The following is a 26,767-nucleotide window of genomic DNA, read 5'->3' as shown; positions in this document are numbered from 1 at the left end:
CATGCCATTATTACTAAAAAAAATGACATTGTTTTTTATTATTCGACATATCATAGTAATTTTCCTTCTATTGTGACAAAAATTTCAAAAAGAAAAAGCGCGACCATCTTCCTGCTCTTATCCACTAGGAACATAATGTCCTGTGAAAAAAGAACTAGGCATGGCCGCACTCTTTCATTCAATAATTTATTTATTATGATCTAACTTTTTCAAGTTCTTCTAAAAACTTATCGTTCAATACTTTAATAAACGTACCTTTCATACCTAAAGAACGAGATTCGATGACACCGGCACTTTCTAATTTTCTCAATGCATTGACGATGACTGAACGGGTAATTCCTACTCGGTCGGCAATTTTCGATGCGACAAGTAGACCTTCTTTTCCGTTTAATTCCTCAAAAATATGTTCAATTGCTTCTAATTCACTATAAGAAAGTGAACTGATTGCCATTTGCACAACTGCTTTACTGCGTGCTTCTTCTTCAATTTCTTCCGATTTTTCGCGTAAAATTTCCATACCGACAACAGTAGCACCATATTCAGCTAAAAGCAGATCATCATTATTAAATTCACGACCTAAACGGGAAAGAATTAATGTTCCCAATCTCTCGCCACCGCCGTTAATTGGTACAATAGTCGTTAAACCTGTATTAAATAGTTCTTTATTTTCGACTGGAAATGCAGTGTATTCACTGTTTACATCTATGTTTGCTGTTGTTTCAATAACATTGAATAAACTCTTTGTATATTCTTCCGGGAATTGACGATCTTCTAACATTTGTTTCATTCGATCGTTTTCAATTTGCTCGGTAATGGCATATCCTAATAATTTTCCTCTTCTGCTTACGATAAACACATTTGCATCAATAACTTCACATAAGGTTTCCGACATTTCCTTAAAGTTAACTGGTTTTGCTCCTGCGCTTTGTAACATTGCATTAATCTTTCTTGTTCTTGATAATAGTTCCATTATTCTTCCTCCTAATAATTTGAATTTTGCTTTGAATATTATTTCGACATTGCTAAATTGCAGGTGTTGAAGCACTGCTAGAGAATAAATCGACTTAAATCCTTATCTTTTACGATAACTTCAAGTTTTTCGTCAACATATTGGGCATTTATTACAATTTTCTCCAGCGAAATCTCAGGAGCCTCAAATGAGAGATCCTCAAGTAATTTTTCCATGATTGTATGTAATCTTCTTGCTCCAATATTATCTGTTTGTTGATTTACTTCAAATGCAACTTCAGCAATTCTATGAATAGCATCGTCAGAAAATTCTATTTTTATACCTTCTGTTTCCAATAATGCAACATATTGTTTGATAATGGCATTATTCGGCTCAACAAGAATCCGAATGAAATCTTCAATTAGTAATTTATTGAGCTCAACACGGATTGGAAATCTTCCCTGTAACTCAGGGATCAAGTCCGATGGTTTTGCCGTATGGAACGCACCTGCTGCAATAAATAATATGTGATCCGTTTTTACCGGACCATATTTCGTTACAACGGTTGAACCTTCAACAATTGGTAAAATATCCCGCTGTACACCTTCCCTGGAAACGTCAGCTGAATTATTTGAACTTTTGCTGGTAATTTTATCAATTTCATCAATGAAGATGATACCGGTTTGTTCAGCACGGAAAATTGCTTCTTGGATAACCTCATCCATATCAATAAGTTTGTTTGCTTCCTCATTAATTAATATTTTTCGTGCGTCTTTTACCGGCAGTTTTCTTTTCTTTTTCTTTTTAGGTAACAGGCTAGTTAGAGCATCCTGCATATTCATACCCATCTGTTCAATGCCGGTCCCCTGAAACATATCAAACATGGAAGGTTGTTGTTCTTCGATTTCGATGGTAACAATTTCCTCTTCTAATTCACCATTCGCAAGTTTTTCCCGGATCAATCTTCTCTTTTCAGCTCTGTTTAATTCATCTGAATCATTTTTCAACTGTTCCTCTTGATTCGGTTGACTGCTATTACCAAACAACATTTCAAACGGGTTTTTAAAATTCGTTTCTTTTTTGCCGGATGGAACGAGAATGTCGACAAGACGATTATTTGCATTTTCTTCTGCTTTTTCTTTTACTTGTAGCATCATTTCTTGTTTCACTAACCGTACGCTCGTTTCCACTAGGTCACGAACCATGGATTCGACATCACGTCCAACATAGCCTACTTCTGTAAACTTAGTCGCTTCAACCTTTACGAACGGCGCTTTTACCAATTTGGCAATTCTTCTTGCTATTTCCGTTTTACCAACACCGGTCGGACCAATCATTAAAATATTTTTTGGAATAATCTCATCACGAATTTTGTCAGGCAATAAACTTCTTCGGTATCGATTACGTAGTGCAATGGCTACAGCTCTTTTTGCCGCCGTTTGACCAACGATAAATTGATCTAACCTCTCGACTATTTGCCGCGGAGTTAATTCAATAGACTTTTTCATTTCAACCATTTTGTTTCACTCCTTAAATGAACCCCGTCGTTAAATCTCTTCAACAATAATGTTTCCATTTGTAAAAACACAAATGTTTGCAGCGATCTCTAAGGACGCTTTTGCAATTTCTTTAGCTGACAGACTTTCACCGGCAAATTGTTTTAGCGCTCTTCCAGCAGCCAATGCATAATTTCCACCGGACCCAATTGCTAGAATATCATCATCCGGTTCAATCACTTCACCTGTGCCCGATATAAGTAGCATTTCCTTTTTATCCATGACAATGAGCATTGCTTCCAACTTTCGTAATACCCGGTCACTCCTCCAAAGTTTCGCCAATTCCACTGCGGCTCTTTGCAAGTTCCCGTTAAATTCTTCTAATTTTCCTTCAAACATTTCAAAAAGAGTGAATGCATCAGCGACTGAGCCGGCAAAACCTGCCAATACTTTGCCGCCATAAAGTCTCCGCACTTTTCTAGCTGTATGTTTCATTACAACGGAGTTCCCTAAAGTTACCTGACCATCACCAGCCATTGCACCCTTGCCATTATGATGAATGGCGAAAATAGTTGTTGCGTGAAATTGTTCCACTCCCATGCCTCCTTTTACTCAAGCACGCGGATGATGTGCAAGATAAGTTTTTTTTAAATGCTCTTTTGTAAGATGCGTATACGTCTGAGTAGACGATATGGAAGAATGGCCGAGCAATTCTTGAACCGTTCGTAAATCCGCGCCACGGTTCAATAAATGGGTTGCAAAAGAATGTCTGATCATATGTGGATGAATATGTTTATTCATTCCTGATTGTTTGATCATTTCATCAAAAATATATCGAATACCTCTTGCTGTAAGGGGAGTACCCTTTTGGTTCACAAAAAGATACGGATGGTTTTGTTTACCCATCAGTTTTTTACGACCATATTCAATATATTCGTGAATTGCTTGATTGGCAAATTTTCCATACGGTACATAGCGCTCTTTATTTCCTTTTCCTTTTACAAGAAGAATCGATAAATGTTGGTCTAAATCACTAAGCTTAATCCCGGCACATTCACTTACGCGTATACCTGTAGCATATATGATTTCCAGCAGAGCTTTGTCCCTTTGACCAGCTGGTGTTGAGCAGTCAACGGATTGAAAAAGAACTTCAAGTTCTTCTTCGTAAAAGAAGTCAGGAAGCTTTTTTTCCAATTTTGGTAAGGAAACTTGAGCAAAAGGATTCGTGTCTACTTTAGATTCTCTCATTAAAAACTTAAAGAAGGAACGGATGCTTGAAATTTTTCGAGAAATCGTTTTCTTTGCAAATCGTTGCTCAAATAATTTGGTTAAATATAAACGTGCATCTTGATGGGTAACCTCATTAATGCTTGGAATAGCTTGTTCATCCATGAACATGAAAAAAGTTTTCAATTCATGTTCATAACTGTCGATCGTGAGTTGTGAGTAATTTTTTTCCAGCTGCAAATATTCGATGAACTCCTTAAGCAATAAATTTACATTTTCCATCCGTTTCACCTCTTTAGGCGGCTACTTCATACTACCATAAATTTTTGAATATTGCAATAGGTGTTCACGATTTATTCATAAATTTCTGAATAGCCTCACGCTGTAAAGAAGTTTTCAATTTCAGCAGATAATGAGTCAATTTTCGACAACACGCAACATTGAACATTATTACACATATATATATATTTTGTCCATAAAAAAAATCTATAATAACCGTTAAATTTTGAAAGTTTTTTGAAAGGGAAAGCAAACCATTATTTTAATGAATTAGAATCCATAAAAAACTTATAAGTAAGAAAAGCGCAGAGCGCCCGCTTAGCGACGTACAAACTGGAGCGCCCCGCAATGAGATAAAGGAAACACGGCGAGGCACGAGCCGATGTTGACTTATCGTAGTGGAGGGGAGTGAAGTTTGCTAGTCGCTGGCGCTCGGAGCTAGACAATAAAACTAATCCCAAGTTATTTACTTGTATTTTTATACTTTCTTATACTAAAAAAAGAAAGAGCAAGTTTACACTCACTCTTGTGGTTTTTCTTTATAATCGCAATTCGTACATTGGATTTGTACACCTTTTTTAATCTTTTTCTCGACCAGCATTCCGTTACATTTTGGACATGGCCTCGCGACCGGTTTATCCCAGGACAAGAAGTCACATTCAGGATAGCGGCTGCAACCATAAAAGATGCGGTTTTTTTTACTTTTTCTTTCAATAACTTGACCTTTGTTACATTTTGGACAAGGAACACCGATTTCTTTAATAATCGGTTTCGTATTTCGACAATCGGGAAAATTGCTACAAGCCATAAATTTCCCGAATCGTCCCATTTTAATTACCATCGGGTTCCCGCAAATTTCACAATCTTCCCCTGCGTATTCATCCTTGATTTCTATTTTTTCCATTTCCAATTCAGCTTTTTCTAAATACTTCCTGAAATCTTTATAGAACTCATCGATGACTTTAACCCATTGGACTTTTCCTTCTTCAATTTCATCCAGTTCCCGTTCCATTTTTGCGGTAAACTCCACATTAATAATTTCAGGGAAAAATTCAGACATAAGTTGAATGACAATTTCACCCAGTTCTGTCGGTACGAATCTTTTATTTTCAAGGGATACATAACCCCTTTTTTGGATGGTATCCAATGTCGGTGCATAAGTAGAAGGTCTACCAATCCCTAATTCTTCCAGTGTTTTCACTAATCGGGCTTCTGAATATCTTGGCGGTGGCTGGGTAAAGTGTTGTTTCGGTTCGATATCCTTATTTTTTATTACCTCGCCTTCCTTTAGATCCGGAAGAAGAATATCTTTTGTTTCTTGATTATCATCTGTCGCTTCGACATATACTTTCATGAAACCTTGAAACTTCACTTTAGAACCATTCGCACGAAAAACGACTTGCCCATTTACTAAATCCACCGTCATCGTATCCATGATTGCCGGGGACATTTGACTGGCCACAAAACGTTCCCAAATAAGTTTATACAGTTTCCATTGATCTCTGGACAAAAAGTCTTTTATGCTGTTCGGCGTCCTTATCACACTTGTCGGTCGGATCGCTTCGTGGGCATCTTGGACATTCCCTTGTTTTTTTCCTTTTACTTCAACTTGTTCCGCATACTCTTTGCCAAATTCAGCTGTAATAAACTCTTTTGCTTCTTTTTGAGCGGTTTCCGAAACACGAACTGAATCCGTTCTCATATAAGTGATTAATCCGACAGATCCTTCTTTCCCAAGATCAATTCCTTCATACAATTGTTGTGCAATCATCATCGTTTTTCGGGCCCGAAAATTTAACTTTCTTGCTGCCTCTTGTTGTAAAGATGAAGTGGTAAAAGGTGGTGCCGGATTTCGTTTTCTTTCTCTTTTTACAATTGAATTCACTTGAAATTCTTTTTTATCCAATTGTGATAGGATTTTGTTCACTTCTTGTTCGGACTTTAGTTCCAATTTTTCTTTTCCAATCCCGAAAAACTGTGCAGGAAAAGTTATATTTCCATACTCGAACTGTCCACTGATCGTCCAGTATTCTTCAGGAATAAAATTGTTTATCTCATTTTCTCGATCAATAATTAGTTTGACGGCAACCGATTGAACACGGCCCGCACTTAAACCTTTTTTAACCTTCTTCCATAACAACGGACTGATTTTATAACCGACAAGCCGGTCCAGTATTCTTCTTGCTTGCTGAGCATCAACCAAATCCATATTAATGGGTCTTGGATGCTTAAACGATTCTTTGATGGCATCTTTGGTAATTTCATTAAAAACAACCCGGCAATCGGATGTTGTATCGAGATCCAGTGTATGTGCCAAATGCCAGGCAATTGCCTCACCTTCACGATCAGGGTCAGCTGCCAAGTAAATTTTTTTTGCCTTTTTTGCCGCTGATTTTAATTCTTTTAAGACTGGTCCTTTTCCCCGAATCGTAATATATTTCGGTTCATAGTTATTATCGACATCAACCCCGGTTTGACTTTTTGGCAAATCCCGGACATGCCCCATGGATGCTTTCACTTTATATTTTTTTCCTAAATATTTTTCAATCGTTTTTGCTTTTGCTGGTGATTCTACAATCACTAAATAATCTGACATATAGATCCTCCTTAGAGGTTTCCGCTACTGCTTTTAATTTAGAAACTTCCAAATTAATTTGTTTCCCTCTTATTATATGTTTATACGTTTTGAAAAGCCTTCTCCTTATATTCCAAAAATAAGTTCATTTGAAAGGATTTTCTTCCCAGCAATAAACTATCACTTATTATTAAAGATAATTTAATGATTTGTCAATAAGAAAGTCATTAGTTCCAGAAAAACCTTTCAATTTCATTTTTCATATTATATACCCGATTATATGTAAAATGTACTGGAAACGTACATTTAATCAGAGGAATATTCAAATTCAGTTAATATATCTTCAATTGACATGACCAGTTTTGCCCCTTCTTGAATCAGTAAGTTTGTCCCTTTTGATGTTGGCGAAAATATCGAACCCGGAACAGCAAAAACTTCTCTTCCTTCATTCAAAGCGAATTGTGCGGTAATTAACGATCCGCTTTTTTCCTTTGCCTCTATTACAAGGGTTCCAAGAGAAAGACCGCTAATGATTCGATTTCTTGCCGGAAAATAAGATTTATGGGGTTTTATATATGGCGGATACTCGGTTAATAATAAATGCTTATTTTTCATTTCTTCTGCCATAGTAATATGCTCCCTAGGATAAATATGCTCAAAACCACTTCCTAAAACTGCAATTGTCTTACCGTTTGCAGCGATAGCTTGTTTATGAGCTTCAAAGTCGACACCTTTAGCTAAACCGCTTACTATTATAAAGTCCTTTTCCACCAGCTCTTTCACGATTAGTCTCGTTGCGTTTAGTCCGTAAACAGTTGGGATTCGTGTACCGACCACCGCTATCATTTTTTTCTGCAATAGCCCGGTGTCTCCCTGGCAATAGAGAACATATGGAGGCATATAAATTTGTTTTAATAAAAATGGATATTCTTTATCAACGATTGTTATGATTGTAATATGTTTTTTATTATAATCGGATAATATTTCAGAAATATTTTTTGTATGAAGATCGTTAAAAAATAACGAAACATATAGTGAGGGTATTTGGAATTGTTCCCGTAAATCATGGGGACTCATGAAATAGATCGACTTTAACGTCGGATCATATGATAGCATTTTGTAAATCGTTTTAACTCCAATCCCGCGACATTCATGAAGATGAATTAACCGCTCTCTCGTACTTACTTCTTTCACTTGAGCAACTCCTTTATAAAAAATAGGGGACACCACAAGAATGCGGTGTCCTTTTTGTTATAAATTAATGGGTTTTACATTTTTCGTACAAACCTTTTTCTTTTAACACGTTAATTAGTGTTTCTCCAATAACAGATGGAGTATCAGCCACTTGTATACCACATTCATTCATGACTCGAATTTTTTCATCAGCCGTACCTTTACCACCGGAAATAATCGCACCGGCATGCCCCATTCGCTTTCCAGGGGGTGCTGTCCGGCCACCGATAAAGCCGACTACCGGTTTTGTCATATTCGCCTTTATCCATTGTGCCGCCTCTTCTTCCGCTGTACCGCCAATTTCCCCAATCATGATCACAGCATATGTTTCCGGATCTTCATTGAATGCTTTTAACACATCAATAAAATTCGTGCCGTTAACCGGGTCGCCACCAATTCCGACAGCGGTTGTTTGACCAATACCAGCCTGAGTCAACTGATGGACGGCTTCATATGTTAATGTTCCGGAGCGGGAAACAACGCCGACATGTCCTTTTTTGTGAATATATCCCGGCATAATACCAATTTTACATTCATCAGCGGTAATGACACCCGGACAGTTTGGACCGACGAGACGTGTCTTCTTCCCTTCCATATATCGTTTCACTTTAACCATATCCAAAACCGGTATATGTTCAGTGATACATATAACTAAATCCAATTCTGCATCGACTGCTTCAATAATCGCATCGGCCGCAAACGGAGCCGGAACGTAAATAACTGATGCATTTGCTCCCGTAGCTTTTACAGCTTCACTTACTGTATTAAAAACAGGTACTCCCTCAACTTCCGTTCCACCTTTACCGGGTGAAGTACCTCCGACAATTTTTGTCCCGTATTCCAGCATTTGTTTTGTATGAAAAAGTGCTGTTTTCCCTGTAATACCTTGCACAATCACCTTTGTGTCTTTATTGATAAAAACGCTCATACTTTTCCCCCACTTTTCGCAATTGTCCTGTTTGTTACACGTGCAATCCCTAAATGATCATTTACCAACTAAATCCACGATTTTTTGTGCACCATCTGCCATCGATTCGGCAGGAACAATATTCAAGCCGGATTCATGTAAAATATTTTTTCCTAATTCTACATTTGTTCCTTCCAACCGTACGACTAACGGTACAGATAAACCGATTTGTTTTGCTGCTTCTACGACACCGGTTGCAATAACATCGCATTTCATAATTCCGCCGAAAATATTGACAAAAATTCCTTTGACATTATTATCAGACAAAATGATTTTAAATGCTTCCGTAACTTTCTCAGCCGTTGCACCGCCACCGACATCAAGGAAGTTAGCCGGTTCCCCGCCGTAATATTTAATGATATCCATTGTTGCCATGGCGAGACCTGCTCCATTAACCATACATCCAATATTTCCGTTTAATTTTATATAGCTTAAGTCATATTTTGAAGCTTCAATCTCTTTTGGATCCTCTTCGTCAAGATCGCGGTATTCGAGGATATCCGGATGACGATACAATGCATTGCTGTCAAAATTCAATTTTGCATCTAATGCCATTACCTTCCCGTCGCCTGTTATAACAAGCGGATTGATTTCAGCAATGGAACAATCTTTTTCTACAAATACCGTGTATAATCCGGTCATAAATTTGACAGCTTGATTGACGAGCTCTTTCGGAATGCCAATATTAAAGGCAATCCTTCTTGCTTGGAATGGTGCAAGACCAATAAGCGGGTCAATGGTTTCTTTAAATATTTTCTCTGGTGTTTTTTCAGCTACTTCTTCAATTTCCATACCGCCTTCACTGGATGCCATTAAAGTCACTCTTGAAGTGGCACGGTCTAAAACAATACCAATATAATATTCTTTTTTGATATCGCAACCCTTTTCAATGAGTAAGCGTTTAACTTCCTTCCCCTCAGGACCCGTTTGATGGGTAACAAGGGTTTTCCCCAGCAACTCACCCGCATATGTACGAACTTCATCTAAATTTTTCGCAATTTTCACACCGCCTGCTTTTCCCCTTCCACCGGCATGAATTTGCGCTTTTACAACAACGACATTACTGTTCAATTCTTTTGCAGCTTGAACTGCTTCATCAACTGTAAATGCAACTTTACCATCCGGAACAGAAACTCCATACTTTCTGAGAAGTTCTTTTCCTTGGTATTCATGAATATTCATTCTCCATCCTCCTGTCAAACAAAAAAATAAGGTTGCATACCAATTGTAATATAATGCAGAAAATATTGTCTAGTTTTATGCAAAAATATCTTTCTTTAAGTTTCTTTTTTCATGGCTAAAACTTTTGATCATGACTACTTTCCACGTTCTCGAACCCTATCAATTTGATAAATAAAGGCGAGTACTTCTGCAACAGCTTTATATAATTCTTCGGGAATTGTTTCATTTATATTGATTTTCCCTAATAATTCTACAAGTGCTGCATCTTCGTGAATGGGAATGTTATGTTTTGCGGCTTCACGGATAATATTTTCGGCAATTTTACCCCTCCCTTTTGCTTTCACAACAGGAGCAATATTTGCTGCTTCATCATATTTTAAAACCACTGCTTCTTTTCGTTCATCTTCTTTTTTCATATTCTCACATCCAAGCTTCCCGATTGCACAGGTGGAATAAGATTTTGTTCCCCCGAATTTGTTTGCCGGTTGGCATCGATTTTTTCAAATTTAATTGCAGCGAGCTGATAGTTTAGCTTTTTCAAGTTTTCCTTTAATAAATCAACAAATGGTTGACTAAGATGTTCAATCTTGTCATCTTCGCAAAAAATATAAAGGTTGATTGTTCTATTTTGGACTTGCATGCGAGACACAATTTTTCCCAGACTGGGCATTTGAAGATCAAAAATAATCAGGCAAAAATTCGGATCTAATTTACCATCTTCTGTTTTTTTTCCACGCCAATGGATATTCGCATCGATCACTTTTTCAGCCAGTGGAAGCGGAAGAGATAGAGTCATTTGTAGTAATCCGTTGCTTTCGATATTGACTAATTGTGTACCTATAATTTTGTGAAATAATTGTTCCGCTTCTTTTTTTACCGGTAAAGGCAGCCCGTCCATCGTCAATAGTTGGATTAATTGACCTTTTAATGGCAAATTTTTCATTTCTGCCCCATTTATTAATGCTTCATAGTTCATGCCGAGCAAAGTGTTTAATTGGCGGAAAAGTTGATGGATTTTATTCCCGTCTGACCCATTTAAAGAGAAAGCAATATTCGGATCATCTTTACCCAATAAATGCTGTAAGGTTTGGAAAATGGGCAGGTTCTTTGCCTGGCTATCTTGATTCAGTTGTTGATACAAATTTTCAATAAGAACCGATAAAGGGGGACTGCTTTTCATGGATAATAAGCTTTGAAATACAACATCCGTCATCGGTAAATTATGTTTATCCATCTGCTGGACGATCTCAAGAACTTTTTGAATATCATTGACTTGATTTATCCAATCGGCAACTTTTGTTAGAACATTTCTCTCAAACGAAAAATTCATTTGTTTCCATTGTTGTAAAAATTCATTCATCAATTTTGTTTTCGGTAAATGTAAAAATGATAAAAACGCATCATTATTTGAGATATTATCCAAAACTTTTAATTGAATGGTTCCGTCTGTTTTAACCACTTCAAACCAATAATCTTTTCGGACGTCGAGGGGAGCCTCGATGTTGGCGATTATTTTTTCTCCGCCAATTTGAATAATGGCATGATTAGAAGGATCAATATACCGGACTTTGCCACAAAAAATTTGCCCCGGTTTAAAAACTGGAGTTCGGTCAAGTTGCGATCTTTTGTTTGATTGTATAATTGATTGCATCGAATCGATGTTCATTTGCATCATCCCGATCAATTTCTTTATTTTTCATTTTCGTTATGTATATATTCTTTTATCGGAGCGAATGTCTTTCGATGAATGGGGGTCGGACCAAATTTACGGATTGCTTGAATATGTTCACGGGTTCCGTAACCGGCATTTTTTTCAAACTGATACTCGGGATACTTTTTACTGTATTCCATCATTAGCCGATCACGATAAACTTTTGCAATAATTGATGCACTGGCGATGGACACCGATAATGAATCACCTTTTATTAATGATCGCTGGGTAATAGGCGTATCAATCTTCATTGCATCAATTAAAAGAAAGTCAGGAAAAATTGATAATTGGTTAATTGCTATATTCATTGCTTTTTTTGTCGCTTGATAAATATTGATTTCGTCAATTACATCGGCTCCAACCACACCGATACCGATAGCTAACGCCTCGTTTTTAATCTCTTGATATAACTGTTCACGTTTTTTGCTTGATAGTTTTTTTGAATCATTAATTCCGGAAATAAATATATTTTCCGGTAAAATAACAGCCGCAGCAACAACCGGACCTGCCAACGGACCTCGACCTACTTCATCAATTCCGGCAACATATTGGAAACCTTGCTTTTGTGCTTCTTTTTCATATACCATCATTTTTTCAAAACGCCGCTTCTCTGCCATTAACTCTTCTTGTTTTTTCTTCCAACGTTGGAGAAGTGCTTGGACACCTTTCCGTTCATCTTGCTGACATTTTTTAACAAAAGGGTCATCTGGTTCTGTTACAGATTGCAAAATCATTTCGATTTCTTTAATTGTTTGTTTCATTTGACAGGCCCTCTTTTTTTATTTGTTCAGGTGGCATTTCGAAAGTGAGGCGGCCAAGTTTCAGTGAACGGATATCACGGATAATCACCTCTGCGGTTTTATCATAATCAACCATGCCTCCACCCGCCAAGCATCCCCTTCTTGTCCCGATGGCATCAAATATCTCAACAATTTCTTCGGGAATATGATGAAACCCATATCGTTCCATTAAACGATCCGGATACTCTTTTTCCAGAAAGCGAAGAGCAAAAACGGCAACATCTTGTAAGTTTAAAATCGTATCTTTAATGGCCCCTGTCAAAGCAAGGTTAAAGCCCACCTGTTGATCTTCAAATTTTGGCCAGAGGATTCCGGGCGTATCCAATAGTTCGATTTCCTTTCCAACTTTAATCCATTGCTGCGCTTTCGTTACACCGGGAGTATTTCCGGTTTTGGCGATGTTTTTTTTGGCCAGACGATTGATTAACGTTGATTTACCGGAATTTGGTATTCCCACGACCATCGCTCTAATGGCACGCGGTTTTATTCCTTTTGCCCGCATTTTATCAAACTTTTCACTAACGATTTGTTTTGTCGTTGTTACGACTGCTGCCATTCCTGCTCCCGATTGAGAATTAATTGGAATGGCGACAACGCCTTGTTTTTGAAAATAGGAAACCCATTCTTTCGTTTTTTTTGCATCAGCCATATCTGCTTTATTTAATAAGACAATTCTAGGTTTCTGTTTAATAATTTCATCAATCATTGGATTGCGTGAAGACAAAGGTATGCGTGCATCTATCAATTCATATACAATATCGATTAATTTCAATTTTTCGGTTACTTCTCTTCTTGCTTTTGCCATATGGCCTGGAAACCATTGGATCGACATAATCTCACCCTCCAGTCTAAACAAAGTCTCTGGTGTTGTTCACTTCTTTAATGAATCCAACGAAATTCTTCCAAAGGCCAGTAAATAATACTTGCTTTCCCAAGGATTTCATTAATTGGTACAGGACCGATATGTCTGCTGTCTTTACTGTATCTGCGATTATCTCCCATAACAAACACATAGCCTTCCGGAACTTTTACAGTAAAAGGTTCTGTTAGCGTTCCACCTATCAAGTCTTTTTTATAATCATCTAAATAAGGCTCGTCCATCGCTTTTCCATTAACATATAAAGTATCATTATTGTATTCAATGGTTTCGCCGGGAAGACCGATGACCCGTTTTATATAATCCTTTTCTTCTGATGCGTGGAAAACAACGATATCAAAACGTTTTGGCTCACCTATTTTGTATGATAGTTTATTAACGATCATCCGGTCACGATCCTCCAATGTCGGCATCATGGATTCACCGTCAACGATAATTGGAGTAAAAAGAAATAAACGAATGACTGCTGTTAATGCAGCCGCAAAGACGAGAATTTTTATCCACTCCCATAATTCACTATTTTTTGCCATATGAACGCCCTCTCTTTTCTCAAAAAAATTTTCAGCTTCTATAATTGTATGTATGCTTAATTATAACTATTTTATAGAATAAATATAATGGTTAGACTTAAAAAGCCCATTTTCTAAAAACTTACGGTCAAAGGAAAATTTTTATTGTTGCTAAACAATCGGAAATTTTCAATAAACATCTTCTAAATATTTTAAAAAAGTATTTTAAAATAAGCAAATTTGTGGATAGGATGAAAAAAAGAGCTTGTAGGCAAGCTCTTTTTTTCATGCATCAGCAGCAATGTTTTATTAAAGAATTTCTTTAATTCGTGCTGCTTTCCCACGCAGATTACGTAGGTAATATAGTTTCGCGCGTCTAACTTTACCACGGCGTACCACTTCAAGTTTTACGATTTTTGGTGAATGAAGAGGGAATGTCCGTTCTACACCAACCCCGTAGGAAACTTTACGCACAGTGAAAGTTTCACTGATTCCGCCGCCACGACGTTTGATTACAACACCTTCAAACAATTGCACACGTTCCCGGTTTCCTTCCACTACCTTAACATGAACACGAACAGTGTCACCAGGACGGAATGCAGGCAGGTCTGTGCGAAGTTGCTCTTTTGTAATTTCATCGATAATACCTTGCATTCGAATCAACTCCTTCCAACAGATGCTCATACAGAACAATTCACTGCAGCGGAACATCGTTATAACAGGCATGGATCAATATCCAAAACCACAAGTTATATATTACCACACAGAATAGTAGTAAATCAATAAAGTTTTTATTTTTTTGTTGTATTCTTCTTGCAACTAACCGTTTCGTTTCAATTCGTTTAACCATTCAATTTCCTGTTCCGTTAACGGATAGGATTCCAACAGATCCGGCCTGCGTTCAAGCGTCCGTTTCAGCGATTGTTTTCTTCTCCACTCATCAATAAGCTTATGATTACCGGATAAAAGTACATCGGGTACTCGCATCCCGCGAAATTCGGCAGGTCTTGTGTAATGGGGATGCTCTAAAAGCCCGGTTGAAAACGAATCAAGAACAGGTGAGTCCTCATTACCTAAAACACCCGGTAACAATCGGACGATACTATCAACGACTACCATTGCAGCTAATTCACCGCCTGTTAAAACAAAATCGCCGATGGAAATTTCATCGGTTACAAGATTTTCCCGGATTCTTTCGTCATATCCCTCATAATGTCCGCAAATAAATAAAAGATGTTCCTCTCTTGCCAATTGTTCCGCTTTCTTTTGTGTATAACGCTCTCCTTGGGGACAAAGAAGAATCACTCTTGGTGATGAATTCGTTACGCTCTCAATATGTTCAACCGCATGGAAAATCGGTTCCGGTTTTAAAACCATCCCTGCCCCGCCGCCATATGGATAATCATCTACCGCTTGATGTTTATCCGTGGAAAAATCGCGGAAATTTGTTATATGGTACTGAACTTTTCCTAATTCCATTGCTTTTTTTAAAATCGACTCGTTGATAACTCCTGTAAACATGTTGGGAAAAAGCGTTAAAATATCGATGCGCATTAATCAAACAATCCTTCCATTGGTTCAATCCAAACCACTTTTTCATTCACATCCACTTTTTTTACAATTTCCTCAATATAGGGAAGGTAGTATTCTTTATGATCTTTACCTTTAATCACCCAAACATCATTGGCACCGGGTGTTAAGATTTCTGTAATGATCCCGTATTCCTTTTCGTCCGGTCCTTTCACCGTGCAACCGATGATTTCATGAAAATAATATTCATTTTCTTCCAGTCGGTCCAATTGATCAGCCGCTATTTTTAATAATCCGCCTTTAAATTTTTCAACTTCATTAATGTTTGTATACCCTTCAAATTGTAATAAATCAAAGTTTTTATGACGTCGCCAATTTTTAATTGTCAAAGAGATCGGTTCCTTCGCATTTTGTAAAAATAAATATAAGGTTGCCCCCTTTTGATAGCGTTGTTCGGGAAAATCTGTAACGGAAATCACTCGTACTTCTCCATTAATCCCGTGGGTATTAACAATCTTGCCGACATTGAAATACGTTTGCAAACATATCACCTCTATTTTATATCTACGACAATTCCATCTTTAACAGTAATTTTTCTGTTAAGGAGTGATTCATTCCAATTATCACCAATATTAACGTCAATAAGTCCTTGTATCTCTCGCTCTTTTAATTCGGAGCCTAAAGGAAGAAGGTCAAGTTGTTCTATTTGAAATTCTAGCAATTTTACCTTCTCTTTTCTTTTCTCTATTTCTTTTTCAAAATATGTATTTATGCTGGAAACAGGGTATTTTTTCATTTTTTCCATACGCTTCATTTCAAATTTCAGTTGGTCGATTTCCTTTAATAATTGTTGTCTTCTTTCTTGAAAGGATATAAACAACTGTTTTTTACTTGATTCGGTTAATATTTGATTAACCGTTATGGTGGTTATTATTTGCATGTTAAAAATTCCCCTCCTCCCTGATCTTAATCTATATACGAAAAAAGGAGGGAATTCCCTAATGGGCCCCCTCCTTATTCACTGATCTCCAGAAAAACCTTCTTCTTCAATGTTGCATGTGCATGAGCATAAACAACAGTCCGAATCGCCTTTGCCACTCTACCTTGTTTCCCGATAACTTTCCCGATGTCTTTACTGTTAACTTTCAATTTGTAAATAATGCGGTTTTCATTTTCTTCCACATCAATTTTTACGTCCTCAGGAAAATCGACAAGGGGTTTGACGATAGTTTCGATCAAGTTTTCCATGATATCACTTATTTACCGTATTTTTCATTATGGAATTTTTCTAAAACACCTTTTTTAGAAAGAAGATTCCGAACTGTGTCAGAAGGTTTTGCACCATTTCTTAACCATTTCAAGGCTAACTCTTCATTGATTTCGAGTGTTGCCGGATCTGTTAACGGATTATAAGTTCCGATTGTTTCGATTTGACGTCCGTCACGAGGGGAACGTGAATCTGCTACAACGATACGATAAAAAGGAGATTTTTTTGCTCCCATACGTTTTAAACGAATTTTTACTGCCATAATATATTGCACCTCCAAATAGTTTCACACAAGTAGATATAATAGCAAGAAATAAATTGTTTGTAAAGTATTTTTTCTTAACAGCTATTCTTTTTATAGATTAGCAAATTTTTTTCCAAAAGGCAAGATGATAACAAATTATATATTACATGAATGGTAATTTAAATCCGCCTTTTTTCTTGCCTTTTTTCGTCATATTGTTCATTTGTTTCATCATTTTCTTCATTTCTTCAAATTGTTTAAGCAAACGATTTACTTCCGGGACTGTTCTTCCGCTCCCTTTGGCAATTCGTTTTCTTCTAGAAGCATTAATAATTTCCGGATGTTCTTTTTCTTCCTTTGTCATGGAACGAATGATAGCTTCAACGTGAGCTATTTGCTTTTCGTCGATCTTTAAATTGTTAAGCCCCTTTATTTTATTAGCCCCAGGCAACATTTTAATCAAGTCATCCAACGGTCCCATGTTACGCACTTGTGATAATTGTTCAAGAAAATCGTCCAATGTTAATGAGGCGGATCGCATTTTCTTTTCTAATTCTCTTGCTTTTTCTTCATCGACATTGGCTTGTGCTTTTTCAATTAATGATAGAACATCACCCATACCAAGAATTCGGGATGCCATTCGTTCCGGATGAAACGGTTCAAGCGCGTCCATTTTTTCACCCATCCCGACAAATTTAATCGGTTTTCCCGTAACGGCCCGGATTGAAAGGGCTGCCCCGCCTCTTGTATCCCCGTCCAGTTTCGTTAAAATTACACCGGTAATACCGAGTTGATCGTTAAAACTCGTTGCAACATTCACCGCATCTTGACCGGTCATTGCATCGACAACAAGAAAAATTTCATCCGGTTTAACCGCTTCTTTTATATTTTTTAATTCATCCATTAAGTTTTCATCAATATGGAGTCGACCGGCTGTGTCAATTAAAACATAATCATGATGTTCTGCTTTTGCATGTTCAATCGCTTTCGCAGCAATTTCGACCGGACTCACCTGATCACCTAGAGAAAAAACCGGCATAGTAAGCTGTTTTCCCAACGTTTGCAACTGATTAATGGCGGCCGGACGATAAATATCCGCGGCAACCAAGAGCGGCTTTCGATTGTAATTTTTCCTGAGTAAATTAGCCAGTTTCCCTGAAGTTGTTGTTTTCCCTGCCCCTTGCAATCCGACCATCATAATTACGGTTGGAGGCTTTGGACTGACAGCAATTTTACTTTGTTCGCCACCCATCAATTCAGTTAATTCTTCTTTAACAACTTTAATCACTTGTTGACCGGGGGTAAGACTTTTCATTACCTCTTGCCCAATTGCCCGTTCACTTACTTTTTTGATAAAATCTTTAACGACTTTTAGGTTGACGTCGGCATAGAGTAAAGCAAGACGGACTTCTCTCATCATTTCTTTCACATCCGCCTCGGTAACTTTTCCTTTACCGCGGATTTTTTGCATGGTTTTCTGCAACCTGTCAGCTAATCCTTCAAACGCCATAGGTCGACCTCCTAATCTAATTCTTGTATTTCCTTTAGAACATCAAAAATTTCCTTGCTTTCCTCTTTTTTTATATGTTTTTCCAATAAGGAGGAGAGTTTTTTAAACATTTTTTGCCGCATAAGGAATTTTTCATAAAGATGTAGTTTATCCTCGTATTCTTCCAGCATTGCTTCAGTACGCTTGATGTTATCATAAACCGCTTGTCTTGAGACTTCAAATTGTTCTGCAATTTCTCCAAGGGAAAAATCGTCCAAATAATAAAGAGACATGTAATTTTGTTGTTTTGGAGTGAGCAAATCTTGATAAAAATCAAACAAATAATTCATTCTTGTTGTTTTTTCTAACATTGTTTCACCCTCCACTGTTAAGCAAAACACCTTTACACCGCTAATCTTACATAGTTTAAAAGAAAATGTCAATCCGGAATAGGTGAAACTTCCAGGGGCTATCCTAATAGTACAACTTCTAAAATTTTATTGCTAAAAGAATAGGTTCGGTTGATTTTTGGCTTTCTGGACAGCTCCTGGTTAGTTGAACCAAATCGGGCATGTTACGGACACTTCCCTCCTTCCTTTTGCTTTCTTGGTTGACTTAATCCTTAAGGAAGGAGATTAGTGCCCGTTCATGCGGGGCAAGGTGAAACATCAATCTTCTTTGTTTTCATCTGCCAAACCTGCAAATAGACCGTATACATATTGTTCCAAATCAAAGGGTTGCAGATCATCCATTTTTTCTCCAAGACCAACAAACTTTACAGGGATGTTTAATTCTTTTCTAATCGCAATCACAATTCCGCCTTTTGCTGTGCCGTCCAGTTTGGTAAGAACGATACCGGTGACATCAGTTGCCTCCTTGAATTGTTTCGCTTGGATCATTGCGTTTTGTCCGGTTGTCGCATCAAGAACAAGCAGTACTTCGTGCGGGGCACCGGGGATTTCACGTTCAATAACTCGTTTTACTTTCTCTAATTCTTTCATTAAATTCACTTTGTTTTGCAGTCGTCCGGCTGTATCACATAATAAAATATCGGCCTTACGCGACCGGGCAGCCTGAATAGCATCATACATTACCGCTGCAGGGTCTGACCCTTCATTTTGCTTAATGACGTCTACACCGACCCGCTTGCCCCACACTTCCAACTGTTCAATTGCACCTGCTCGGAATGTATCACCGGCTGCCAACAACACCTTCTTCCCCTCTTGTTTGAATTTATAAGCAAGTTTACCGATGGTCGTCGTTTTTCCCACACCGTTAACGCCAACAAATAAAATGACAGTCAAACCATTATCTTGAATATTTAAGGAAGTAATTTGTTCATCATCGGACTCATAGATATCAACTAATTTTTCCACGATAATTTCTTTTACTTGTGAACTTTCCTGGATATTGCGTCTTTTCACTTCCATTTTTAATTCATCGACTAATTCCAAAACTGTATCAAAACCAACATCGGCCTGAATCAACACTTCTTCAAGTTCTTCAAAAAAATCTTCATCTACTTTTCGATAGCGGGCAACAAGATCATTCATTTTGTCTGAAAAGCTTTGTCGTGTCTTTGTTAATCCATCTTTAAACTTCTCGGTAACCGTTTCTGTTTGTTTCGTCAATTTTTCTTTCAACTTATCAAAAAAACCCATAGCCACACATCCCTTAGCACTGTAATTTACCTTTCCCGTTTTTTAGCCCACATTTGCGGTATCTTCCAAACGAACGGAAACAAGTTTGGATACACCTGATTCCTGCATGGTTACACCATATAATACATCCGCTTCTTCCATCGTTCCTTTCCGATGAGTGATGACGATGAATTGGGTTTCACTGCTGAAATGTTTTAAATATTGGGCGAAACGGTATACATTTGCTTCATCCAAGGCCGCTTCTACTTCATCTAAAATACAGAACGGGACCGGTCTAACTTTTAAAATTGAGAATAAAAGAGCGATTGCTGTCAATGCCCGTTCGCCGCCGGATAACAAACCTAAGTTTTGTAATTTTTTCCCCGGTGGCTGAGCGATAATGTCAACGCCTGTATTCAATAAATCATCCGGCATTGTTAATTTCAATTCAGCTCGTCCACCACCGAACAGCGACTTAAACACGGAATCAAACTGTGACTTGATGGCAGTAAATGTTTCACTGAACCGTTTTATCATCTCGTCATCCATTTCTTCGATGACTTGAAACAATGTATTTTTTGCCGATAGCAAATCATCTCTTTGCTCTGTCAAAAACTTTAATCGCTCTGATATTCTTTCATATTCATCAATGGCACCCAAATTGACAGTTCCTAATTCATCGATCGCCAACTTGATTAATTTTACTTTTTTCTTCGCTTCCTCATAAGCAACCGTCATTGGATATTGCTCTTTTGCTCTTTCAAACGTTAACATATATTCTTCACTTAATGTCGTTAATCGATTTTCAAGATCAACATCCATCCGGTTCAACTTCACTTCTTCATCCGTTAAACTTTGCGTCAATCCTTTATGCTGCCGTTTTAACTCCTTTACTTCCTGCTCTAAGTCTTCCAATGCTTGTTGAAATTCCAGCCGCTGTTTTCGCCGCTCCGCAATTAGTTCAATTGTTTTATTTTTTTCCATGGCTTTTCGTTTCGCTTCTTCGGCAATTTTGTTTTCTCCGGAATGATCGGTTTCCATTTCTTTCATTAGCAGTGACAAATCTTCTTGGTTATTTTTTAGTTGGTTGTGAATTTCTTCATGTCTTTCTTTATTTGTCTGGAGTTGATTTAGCACATGATGAAGTTGTTCTTCCATCTTGGCAATATTTACTTTTAAATTATTTATTTCTTCGGTAATATCCGTTTTTTTCGATTGATCAAGGTTTCGCTTTTCAGATAGTTCGTTAATTAATTGATCGGTTTCCGCAATTTTCGCATTGATTTCCTCGAATACTTTTTCATTCGCTGCCTTTTTGTCCAGCAGGCCGGATATTTCTTCATCGTATGCAACATCTTCCGTATCAAATAAAGTAAGCCGCTCCTGGATGTTTTTTTCGTTCCACTGGATTTCTTTCAGTTGATCCTTTAGTTGCAATTCTTGTTGACGGAGTGTTTCACCTGTTTTTTGAATGGTTTGCAGTTTTTCTTCTTTCTCCTTCATCAGGTGTTTTTTTACTTTTACATCCTTTTCAAGTTTCGTACATTGGTTTTCCATCTCGACAAGTTTTTGTTTTAAGGTATCAAGTTCCAGTTTTCGGCTTAATAATGAACCGGTATTTTTCTTTAAGGATCCCCCGGTCATGGAACCACCCGGGTTCACTACATCCCCTTCTAAGGTAACGATTCGGTAGCGATGTCCGGAAAGTGCTGCAAGATCATTTGCACCGCGAAGATCTTTACTGATAATTACATTTCCGAGTAGATTGTGAATGATGTTTTGATATTTTTGATCATAGTCCAATAATTCAGCTGCGATGCCAATATAACTTGGGTGAGTTTCCAGACGTTCTCGCATGTTTTTTGGTAATTCTTTCGGTTGAATGACAGATAACGGAAGAAATGTCGCTCGTCCATACCCATGAGCTTTTAAAAACTTGATCGCCTGTCTTGCATGTTCTTCTGTTTGAACGACAATATACTGTTGACTGCTCGACAAGGCAACATCCAATGCCACTTGAAAGGATTTTTTAACTTTAATCAGTTCTGCGACAGCACCTTCAATGCCTTGAAGCTGGTCTTTTGCTTTCAAAATTTCCTTAACGCCTTGGTAAAATCCGGAATAGTCTTCTTCCATTTCTTCCAGCAATTCTTTCCGTGACTTTGCCTGTTGGACATATTGAAGAGCTTGATAATATGTTTTTTCAACTTTTTCATATTGTCTTGTCAATTGCTCTAATTGATTTCGCTCATCCCGAAATTGTCCGGCAGTCAGGTCAATTTGTTTTTCCAAGTTAGCAAGTTGTTTTTCCAACTCACCCTTTTTAAAAAGGATTTCATTTCTTTCGGCAATATACTTATGGTTATCATTTCGAAGTCGTTCTTGCTTCAATTTAAGTTGCTCTAATTGCTGGGTAATATGACGATGGTCATTTTTTATAGCAGCTTGTTTGTTCAGCAGTTCAATATAGTCACTCTTTAAAGATTCGATTTTTTCTTCTACATCAACGGAATACGCTGCCAATAATTTTTGTAAATCCTTCAATTTCTCCTTTTCTTCATTTAATCTTGTGCTGGTTTCATTTTTTTGCTGCTCCAAAATGGCAATTTCCTGATCAAGTGCAATTAATTTTTGTTCTCCTTCATCAATTGCCTGCTTGAGCTGGGTTCGAATTTGATCGGCATTTTTTTTCCGCTCTTTTAAAACTTCCCGTTTCCCTTCCAATTTTTCCAATTCTTCACTCGTAATCAGCAACAAATGTTGTAGTTGATCAATTGATTCATCCAAAGCTGTCATTTGATCACGCAACCGGGTCACATTCGCTTCTTTTGATTGTAATTGCGTAGATAATTCCAGCTCTTTATCTTTATTTTCTTCTAATTGCTTTTTCTGCTTTTCCCATTTTTCATGAAGCTGTTCAATTTCATACACTAACAAACTGATTTCATATTGTTGCAATTCATCTTTTTTTTGCAAGTAATCTTTTGCCATGGAGGCTTGAATTTTTAAAGGTTCCTCTTGAGCTTCCAATTCATGAATGATATCCCGAACTCTGTTCAAATTTTCTTCAGTTTCTTTTAATTTCACTTCAGCCTTCTTTTTCCTTGTTTTATATTTTAAAACACCGGCTGCCTCCTCAAAGATCGTTCTTCTTTCTTCGGATTTACTGTTTAAAATTTCTTCCACTTTTCCTTGGCTAATAATTGAAAAAGAATCCCTTCCAAATCCGGTATCCATTAATAAATCGACGATATCTTTCAGGCGACATGGCTGTTTATTAATAAAGTACTCACTTTCACCTGAACGGTACATTCTTCTTATAATACACACTTCATTGTAATCGATCGGCAAAAAATGGTCCTCATTTTCCAATGTTAACGAAACTTCGGCAAAATTGAGCGGCTTTCTCGTATCGCTTCCGGCAAAGATGATATCCTCCATTTTGCCGCCACGCAATGATTTCGCAGACTGTTCTCCTAATACCCAGCGAATCGCATCGGTGATATTACTTTTCCCACTGCCATTTGGCCCTACTACGGCTGTAACACCCGGAACAAAATCGACCGAAATTCTCTCCGCAAAAGATTTAAAACCAACTAATTCCAAACGTTTGAGAAACATCTAGCCCCTCCTAACTACTATTGTCATGATTCCGGCGTTTTGGACAGTTTCGTTAACGCCATATGGGCTGCTTTTTGCTCAGCCTCTTTTTTTGATTTTCCAACACCCGTACCTAAGCTTTGATTATTTAATTTTACTTGTGTAACGAATTCTCGATTGTGTGCAGGGCCTTTTTCAGCGAGAATTTCATATTCAAGCGTACCCAAACCATCTCGTTGAACAAGTTCTTGCAATTGGCTTTTATAATCCATCACATGAGAAAAAGCACCTTGTAGTATTTTAGGAAAAACGACCTTCTCTAAAAACTTGACAACTGTTTCCAACCCTTGATCCAAATAGGTGGCTCCAATAAAAGCTTCAAAAGCATCAGCAAGTAATGCGGGACGTTTTCTTCCGCCGGTTAATTCTTCGCCTTTACCAAGGCGCATCAAATCACCAAAGTCTAACTCCTGAGCAAAAGATAAAAGAGAAGGTTCACAAACAATTGCCGCCCGTAACTTGGTCATATCGCCTTCTTCCATCATCGGGTACGTTTTATAGAGAAAATCGGAAACCGTTAATTCTAAAACAGCATCCCCTAAAAATTCCAAGCGCTCATTATCTTCTCTTCTTTTTCTGCGATGCTCATTCACATATGATGAATGGGTAAAAGCCTGTACGAGTAAAGCTTCATTTTGGAAATGGATACCGACCCTATCTTGAAACTCTTTAAATTTATTTTCCAATTGGTTTTTATTCATGTCTTTCGTCCGTTTTATTTTTGTCATTGATTTACACCTCTTGTTTTATACAATCAAGTTTAGACTACCAAAGTCATACTCGTAAAGATATTTTTTCACCTTTTATTTTTGCCAAAGATTTTTTCCTTTAGACGGCGCAAAAGACGCATCGTTACTATTAAAATCATAACCGAAAAATGACGTTTCTGTGAAGAGGCACCACGCTTTACTCTTCAGAATCTGCAATTCCGAGTTTTTTAAAATAAATCCCTAAATCAATAGAAAACACCTCACTTTTACAAGTGAAGTGTATTCGTCAATACTATTTAATTATAAATCACTTGGATTGATTTACAACAAGTATTCCAAATTAAAGTTTACTTTCTATGTAAGATACAGCATCTCCTACAGTAACAATCTTTTCTGAATCTTCATCAGAAAATTGCAGACCAAATTCATCCTCTAGTTCCATGACTAATTCGACTACATCAAGGGAGTCTGCACCAAGATCTTCCTTAAAAGTGGCTTCAGGTGTAACTTTTGATTCATCAACCCCAAGGCGGTCAACAATTATTTTCGTTACACGTTCCAGTACGTTCGACATTACTTCACCTCCCCTCAAGTATTATATATAAATAGACAAATAATATAAAGGGTAAGTTAAAAAAATTTTACCCTAGTATCCAAATTTTTCAAGCTCTGAAAATTCCAACTTCTTATCTTTAAAATTACATGTACATCCCGCCGTTTACATGAATCGTTTGACCGGTAATATAACTGCTTTTCTCTGATGCCAAGAAAGCAACAACATAGGCAATATCTTTCGGTTCACCAAGTCTTGCCAAGGGAATCTGCTTATATAACTCCTGTTTTACGTCCTCCGGTAATTTGTCAGTCATATCCGTTGTGATAAAACCGGGTGCAACGGCGTTTACAGTAATATTACGCGGTGCTAATTCTTTTGCCGCCGTTTTTGTTAAGCCGATGATTCCTGCTTTAGCAGCTACATAGTTTGCTTGACCGGCATTTCCGCTTACGCCAACAATCGAAGAAATATTGATGATTCTTCCTTTCCGTTGTTTCATCATTTGACGTGAAACAGCTTTTGTCGTTAAAAAGACGCTTTTAAGATTCGTATTTAAGACATCGTCCCAATCACTTTCTTTCATACGCATCAGCAGTTGGTCTCTGGTAATTCCCGCATTATTTACTAAAATATCAAGTGTGCCAAACATGTTCACCGTTTCTTTTACCATTTGTTCAACTGCTTCACTGTTAGCCACGTCTGCTTGAATTGCTATACTTTCTCTTCCAATTGAACGAATTTCATCAGCCACTTGTTCAGCCAGTTGTGTATTACCGGCATAATTCACGACAATATTTGCTCCATTTCTTGCAAGTTCCAAAGCAATTTCCTTCCCGATTCCCCGAGAAGCACCTGTAACGAGTGCGGTTTTACCAGCTAAAGTCATGACTTCCCTCCTTCAAGTTCTCGAACCGTATGATTGATACTCTCTTCATCAAATATTGCAAAGGTATGAACGGTACGATCGATTTTCTTCACCAACCCGGTTAAAACTTTCCCCGGACCAATTTCAATAAATGTATCTACACCATTTTCAAGTAAATATCGAATGGAATCTTCCCAAAGTACCGGTGAAAACAACTGTTGAACTAATAATTGTTTTATTTCCTCTGCATCTTGGACCGGTTTTGCCGTTACATTTGATATGACCGGAATCTCGGCATTTCGGATGTTGACAGTCGTCAGCAATTTATGTAATCGGTTTGAAGCCGGCTCCATTAACCGGGAATGAAAAGGTCCGCTGACTTCTAACGGAATGGCCCGTCTCGCACCGTTCACTTTAGCCAGCTCACAAGCCTTATCGACCCCATCTTTTGTCCCTGAAATGACAATCTGTCCGGGACAATTTAGATTAGCCAGTTGAACAGACCCAACCGTTTCTGTTACTTTTTCCGTTATTTCAGTCAGTTTTTCGCGGTCCATCCCTAATATTGCCGCCATTGTTCCTTGCCCGTGCGGTACCGCCTCTTCCATAAATTCTCCACGTTTATGAACGATTTGGACACCATCTGTAAAGGACAAAGCATTTGCTGCTACAAGTGCAGTATATTCCCCCAAACTATGACCGGCAACAAAATCAGGTTTAATGTTAAACTCGGTAAACTTTTGCAAAATGGCAATACTTGTTGTTAATAACGCAGGTTGGGCATTTGTTGTCAATGTTAATTTTTCTTTTGGTCCTTCAAAAATGACCGAAGAAAGCGGAAACTGTAGTGCTTTATCAGCCTTCGAAAAGATGTCCGCCACTTTCTGGTCACTCACAGCAAGTTCTTTCCCCATTCCGACCGTCTGGGAACCTTGTCCCGGAAACAGAAATGCAATTTTCCCCATGAAACGGCTCCTTTCTCTATTTCCATTTTGAATAGA

General features: G+C 37.7%; 27 protein-coding genes. All 27 read right to left on the bottom strand.

Features of this window, described 5'->3' with window-relative positions; translation table 11 throughout:
• Nucleotides 1–193: 193 nt before the first annotated feature.
• The 27 genes from codY to fabD all read right to left on the bottom strand — a co-directional run bounded on the left by codY (nucleotide 194) and on the right by fabD (nucleotide 26,731).
• Nucleotides 194–970: a GTP-sensing pleiotropic transcriptional regulator CodY gene (gene codY, locus BT1A1_RS07605; protein WP_034769761.1), complete on the bottom strand. Its 777-nt coding sequence runs from the start codon at nucleotides 968–970 to the stop codon at nucleotides 194–196.
• A 77-nt stretch (nucleotides 971–1,047) separates the two neighbouring features.
• On the bottom strand, nucleotides 1,048–2,457 hold the full coding sequence (gene hslU / locus BT1A1_RS07600) for an HslU--HslV peptidase ATPase subunit (protein WP_034769865.1): 1,410 nt from the start codon (nucleotides 2,455–2,457) through the stop codon (nucleotides 1,048–1,050).
• A 39-nt stretch (nucleotides 2,458–2,496) separates the two neighbouring features.
• Nucleotides 2,497–3,039: an ATP-dependent protease subunit HslV gene (gene hslV / locus BT1A1_RS07595; protein ID WP_095141134.1), complete on the bottom strand. Its 543-nt coding sequence runs from the start codon at nucleotides 3,037–3,039 to the stop codon at nucleotides 2,497–2,499.
• Nucleotides 3,040–3,057: 18 nt separating this feature from the next.
• Nucleotides 3,058–3,954, bottom strand: coding sequence for a tyrosine recombinase XerC (gene xerC, locus BT1A1_RS07590; RefSeq protein ID WP_034769757.1), 897 nt, complete (start codon nucleotides 3,952–3,954; stop codon nucleotides 3,058–3,060).
• A 517-nt stretch (nucleotides 3,955–4,471) separates the two neighbouring features.
• Nucleotides 4,472–6,547, bottom strand: coding sequence for a type I DNA topoisomerase (gene topA, locus BT1A1_RS07585; RefSeq protein WP_034769755.1), 2,076 nt, complete (start codon nucleotides 6,545–6,547; stop codon nucleotides 4,472–4,474).
• A gap of 285 nt (nucleotides 6,548–6,832) precedes the next feature.
• A complete protein-coding gene (gene dprA, locus BT1A1_RS07580) occupies nucleotides 6,833–7,720 on the bottom strand; it encodes a DNA-processing protein DprA (RefSeq protein ID WP_034769753.1) in 888 nt (295 codons plus the stop codon).
• A gap of 64 nt (nucleotides 7,721–7,784) precedes the next feature.
• Complete coding sequence (sucD, locus tag BT1A1_RS07575) at nucleotides 7,785–8,687, bottom strand: succinate--CoA ligase subunit alpha (RefSeq protein ID WP_034769752.1); 903 nt, start codon at nucleotides 8,685–8,687, stop codon at nucleotides 7,785–7,787.
• 57 nt (nucleotides 8,688–8,744) lie between these two features.
• Nucleotides 8,745–9,908, bottom strand: coding sequence for an ADP-forming succinate--CoA ligase subunit beta (gene sucC / locus BT1A1_RS07570; protein ID WP_034769750.1), 1,164 nt, complete (start codon nucleotides 9,906–9,908; stop codon nucleotides 8,745–8,747).
• A gap of 134 nt (nucleotides 9,909–10,042) precedes the next feature.
• Nucleotides 10,043–10,324 (bottom strand): EscU/YscU/HrcU family type III secretion system export apparatus switch protein, encoded by a 282-nt coding sequence (locus BT1A1_RS07565; protein ID WP_034769746.1) that lies wholly within the window; start codon nucleotides 10,322–10,324, stop codon nucleotides 10,043–10,045.
• A complete protein-coding gene (locus BT1A1_RS07560) occupies nucleotides 10,321–11,574 on the bottom strand; it encodes a hypothetical protein (protein WP_034769744.1) in 1,254 nt (417 codons plus the stop codon). The genes BT1A1_RS07565 and BT1A1_RS07560 overlap by 4 nt, the downstream gene beginning before the upstream one ends.
• 23 nt (nucleotides 11,575–11,597) lie before the next feature.
• Complete coding sequence (locus tag BT1A1_RS07555; RefSeq protein WP_034769741.1) at nucleotides 11,598–12,380, bottom strand: ribonuclease HII; 783 nt, start codon at nucleotides 12,378–12,380, stop codon at nucleotides 11,598–11,600.
• The gene (gene ylqF, locus BT1A1_RS07550; protein ID WP_034769738.1) at nucleotides 12,364–13,251 is read right to left on the bottom strand and encodes a ribosome biogenesis GTPase YlqF; all 888 of its coding nucleotides are present in this window, start codon (nucleotides 13,249–13,251) and stop codon (nucleotides 12,364–12,366) included. Before ylqF ends, BT1A1_RS07555 begins: the two co-directional genes overlap by 17 nt.
• Before the next feature lie 47 nt (nucleotides 13,252–13,298).
• Complete coding sequence (gene lepB / locus BT1A1_RS07545; protein WP_034769736.1) at nucleotides 13,299–13,826, bottom strand: signal peptidase I; 528 nt, start codon at nucleotides 13,824–13,826, stop codon at nucleotides 13,299–13,301.
• 288 nt (nucleotides 13,827–14,114) lie between these two features.
• A complete protein-coding gene (rplS, locus tag BT1A1_RS07540; RefSeq protein ID WP_034769733.1) occupies nucleotides 14,115–14,459 on the bottom strand; it encodes a 50S ribosomal protein L19 in 345 nt (114 codons plus the stop codon).
• Nucleotides 14,460–14,624: 165 nt separating this feature from the next.
• Nucleotides 14,625–15,359, bottom strand: coding sequence for a tRNA (guanosine(37)-N1)-methyltransferase TrmD (trmD, locus tag BT1A1_RS07535; RefSeq protein WP_034769731.1), 735 nt, complete (start codon nucleotides 15,357–15,359; stop codon nucleotides 14,625–14,627).
• Nucleotides 15,359–15,877: a ribosome maturation factor RimM gene (gene rimM, locus BT1A1_RS07530; RefSeq protein WP_034769729.1), complete on the bottom strand. Its 519-nt coding sequence runs from the start codon at nucleotides 15,875–15,877 to the stop codon at nucleotides 15,359–15,361. Before rimM ends, trmD begins: the two co-directional genes overlap by 1 nt.
• An 11-nt stretch (nucleotides 15,878–15,888) precedes the next feature.
• Nucleotides 15,889–16,275 (bottom strand): YlqD family protein, encoded by a 387-nt coding sequence (locus BT1A1_RS07525; RefSeq protein WP_034769726.1) that lies wholly within the window; start codon nucleotides 16,273–16,275, stop codon nucleotides 15,889–15,891.
• Nucleotides 16,276–16,349: 74 nt separating this feature from the next.
• On the bottom strand, nucleotides 16,350–16,583 hold the full coding sequence (locus tag BT1A1_RS07520) for a KH domain-containing protein (RefSeq protein ID WP_034769723.1): 234 nt from the start codon (nucleotides 16,581–16,583) through the stop codon (nucleotides 16,350–16,352).
• An 8-nt stretch (nucleotides 16,584–16,591) separates the two neighbouring features.
• Nucleotides 16,592–16,864, bottom strand: a complete 273-nt coding sequence (gene rpsP, locus BT1A1_RS07515) for a 30S ribosomal protein S16 (RefSeq protein ID WP_034769719.1) — start codon at nucleotides 16,862–16,864, stop codon at nucleotides 16,592–16,594.
• Between the two features lie 145 nt (nucleotides 16,865–17,009).
• Complete coding sequence (gene ffh / locus BT1A1_RS07510) at nucleotides 17,010–18,356, bottom strand: signal recognition particle protein (protein WP_034769717.1); 1,347 nt, start codon at nucleotides 18,354–18,356, stop codon at nucleotides 17,010–17,012.
• 11 nt (nucleotides 18,357–18,367) lie between these two features.
• Nucleotides 18,368–18,706: a putative DNA-binding protein gene (locus tag BT1A1_RS07505; RefSeq protein ID WP_034769715.1), complete on the bottom strand. Its 339-nt coding sequence runs from the start codon at nucleotides 18,704–18,706 to the stop codon at nucleotides 18,368–18,370.
• 297 nt (nucleotides 18,707–19,003) lie between these two features.
• Nucleotides 19,004–19,996: a signal recognition particle-docking protein FtsY gene (gene ftsY, locus BT1A1_RS07500; RefSeq protein WP_034769713.1), complete on the bottom strand. Its 993-nt coding sequence runs from the start codon at nucleotides 19,994–19,996 to the stop codon at nucleotides 19,004–19,006.
• Between the two features lie 42 nt (nucleotides 19,997–20,038).
• On the bottom strand, nucleotides 20,039–23,596 hold the full coding sequence (gene smc, locus BT1A1_RS07495; protein ID WP_034769712.1) for a chromosome segregation protein SMC: 3,558 nt from the start codon (nucleotides 23,594–23,596) through the stop codon (nucleotides 20,039–20,041).
• A 23-nt stretch (nucleotides 23,597–23,619) separates the two neighbouring features.
• Nucleotides 23,620–24,363, bottom strand: a complete 744-nt coding sequence (gene rnc / locus BT1A1_RS07490) for a ribonuclease III (protein WP_043988601.1) — start codon at nucleotides 24,361–24,363, stop codon at nucleotides 23,620–23,622.
• Nucleotides 24,364–24,685: 322 nt separating this feature from the next.
• Nucleotides 24,686–24,919 carry an acyl carrier protein gene (locus tag BT1A1_RS07485; protein WP_034769711.1) on the bottom strand — a complete coding sequence of 78 codons (234 nt, stop codon included), beginning with the start codon at nucleotides 24,917–24,919 and terminating at the stop codon, nucleotides 24,686–24,688.
• Between the two features lie 124 nt (nucleotides 24,920–25,043).
• Nucleotides 25,044–25,787 (bottom strand): 3-oxoacyl-[acyl-carrier-protein] reductase, encoded by a 744-nt coding sequence (gene fabG / locus BT1A1_RS07480; protein WP_034769710.1) that lies wholly within the window; start codon nucleotides 25,785–25,787, stop codon nucleotides 25,044–25,046.
• Nucleotides 25,784–26,731 (bottom strand): ACP S-malonyltransferase, encoded by a 948-nt coding sequence (fabD, locus tag BT1A1_RS07475; protein WP_034769709.1) that lies wholly within the window; start codon nucleotides 26,729–26,731, stop codon nucleotides 25,784–25,786. Before fabD ends, fabG begins: the two co-directional genes overlap by 4 nt.
• Nucleotides 26,732–26,767: the final 36 nt, after the last annotated feature.

The organism is Caldibacillus thermoamylovorans, assembly GCF_000751775.1.
Lineage (GTDB): Bacteria > Bacillota > Bacilli > Bacillales > Caldibacillaceae > Caldifermentibacillus > Caldifermentibacillus hisashii.
The sequence above is the reverse complement of the archived record's forward strand: the minus strand, read 5'-3'. Positions and strand labels throughout refer to the sequence as shown.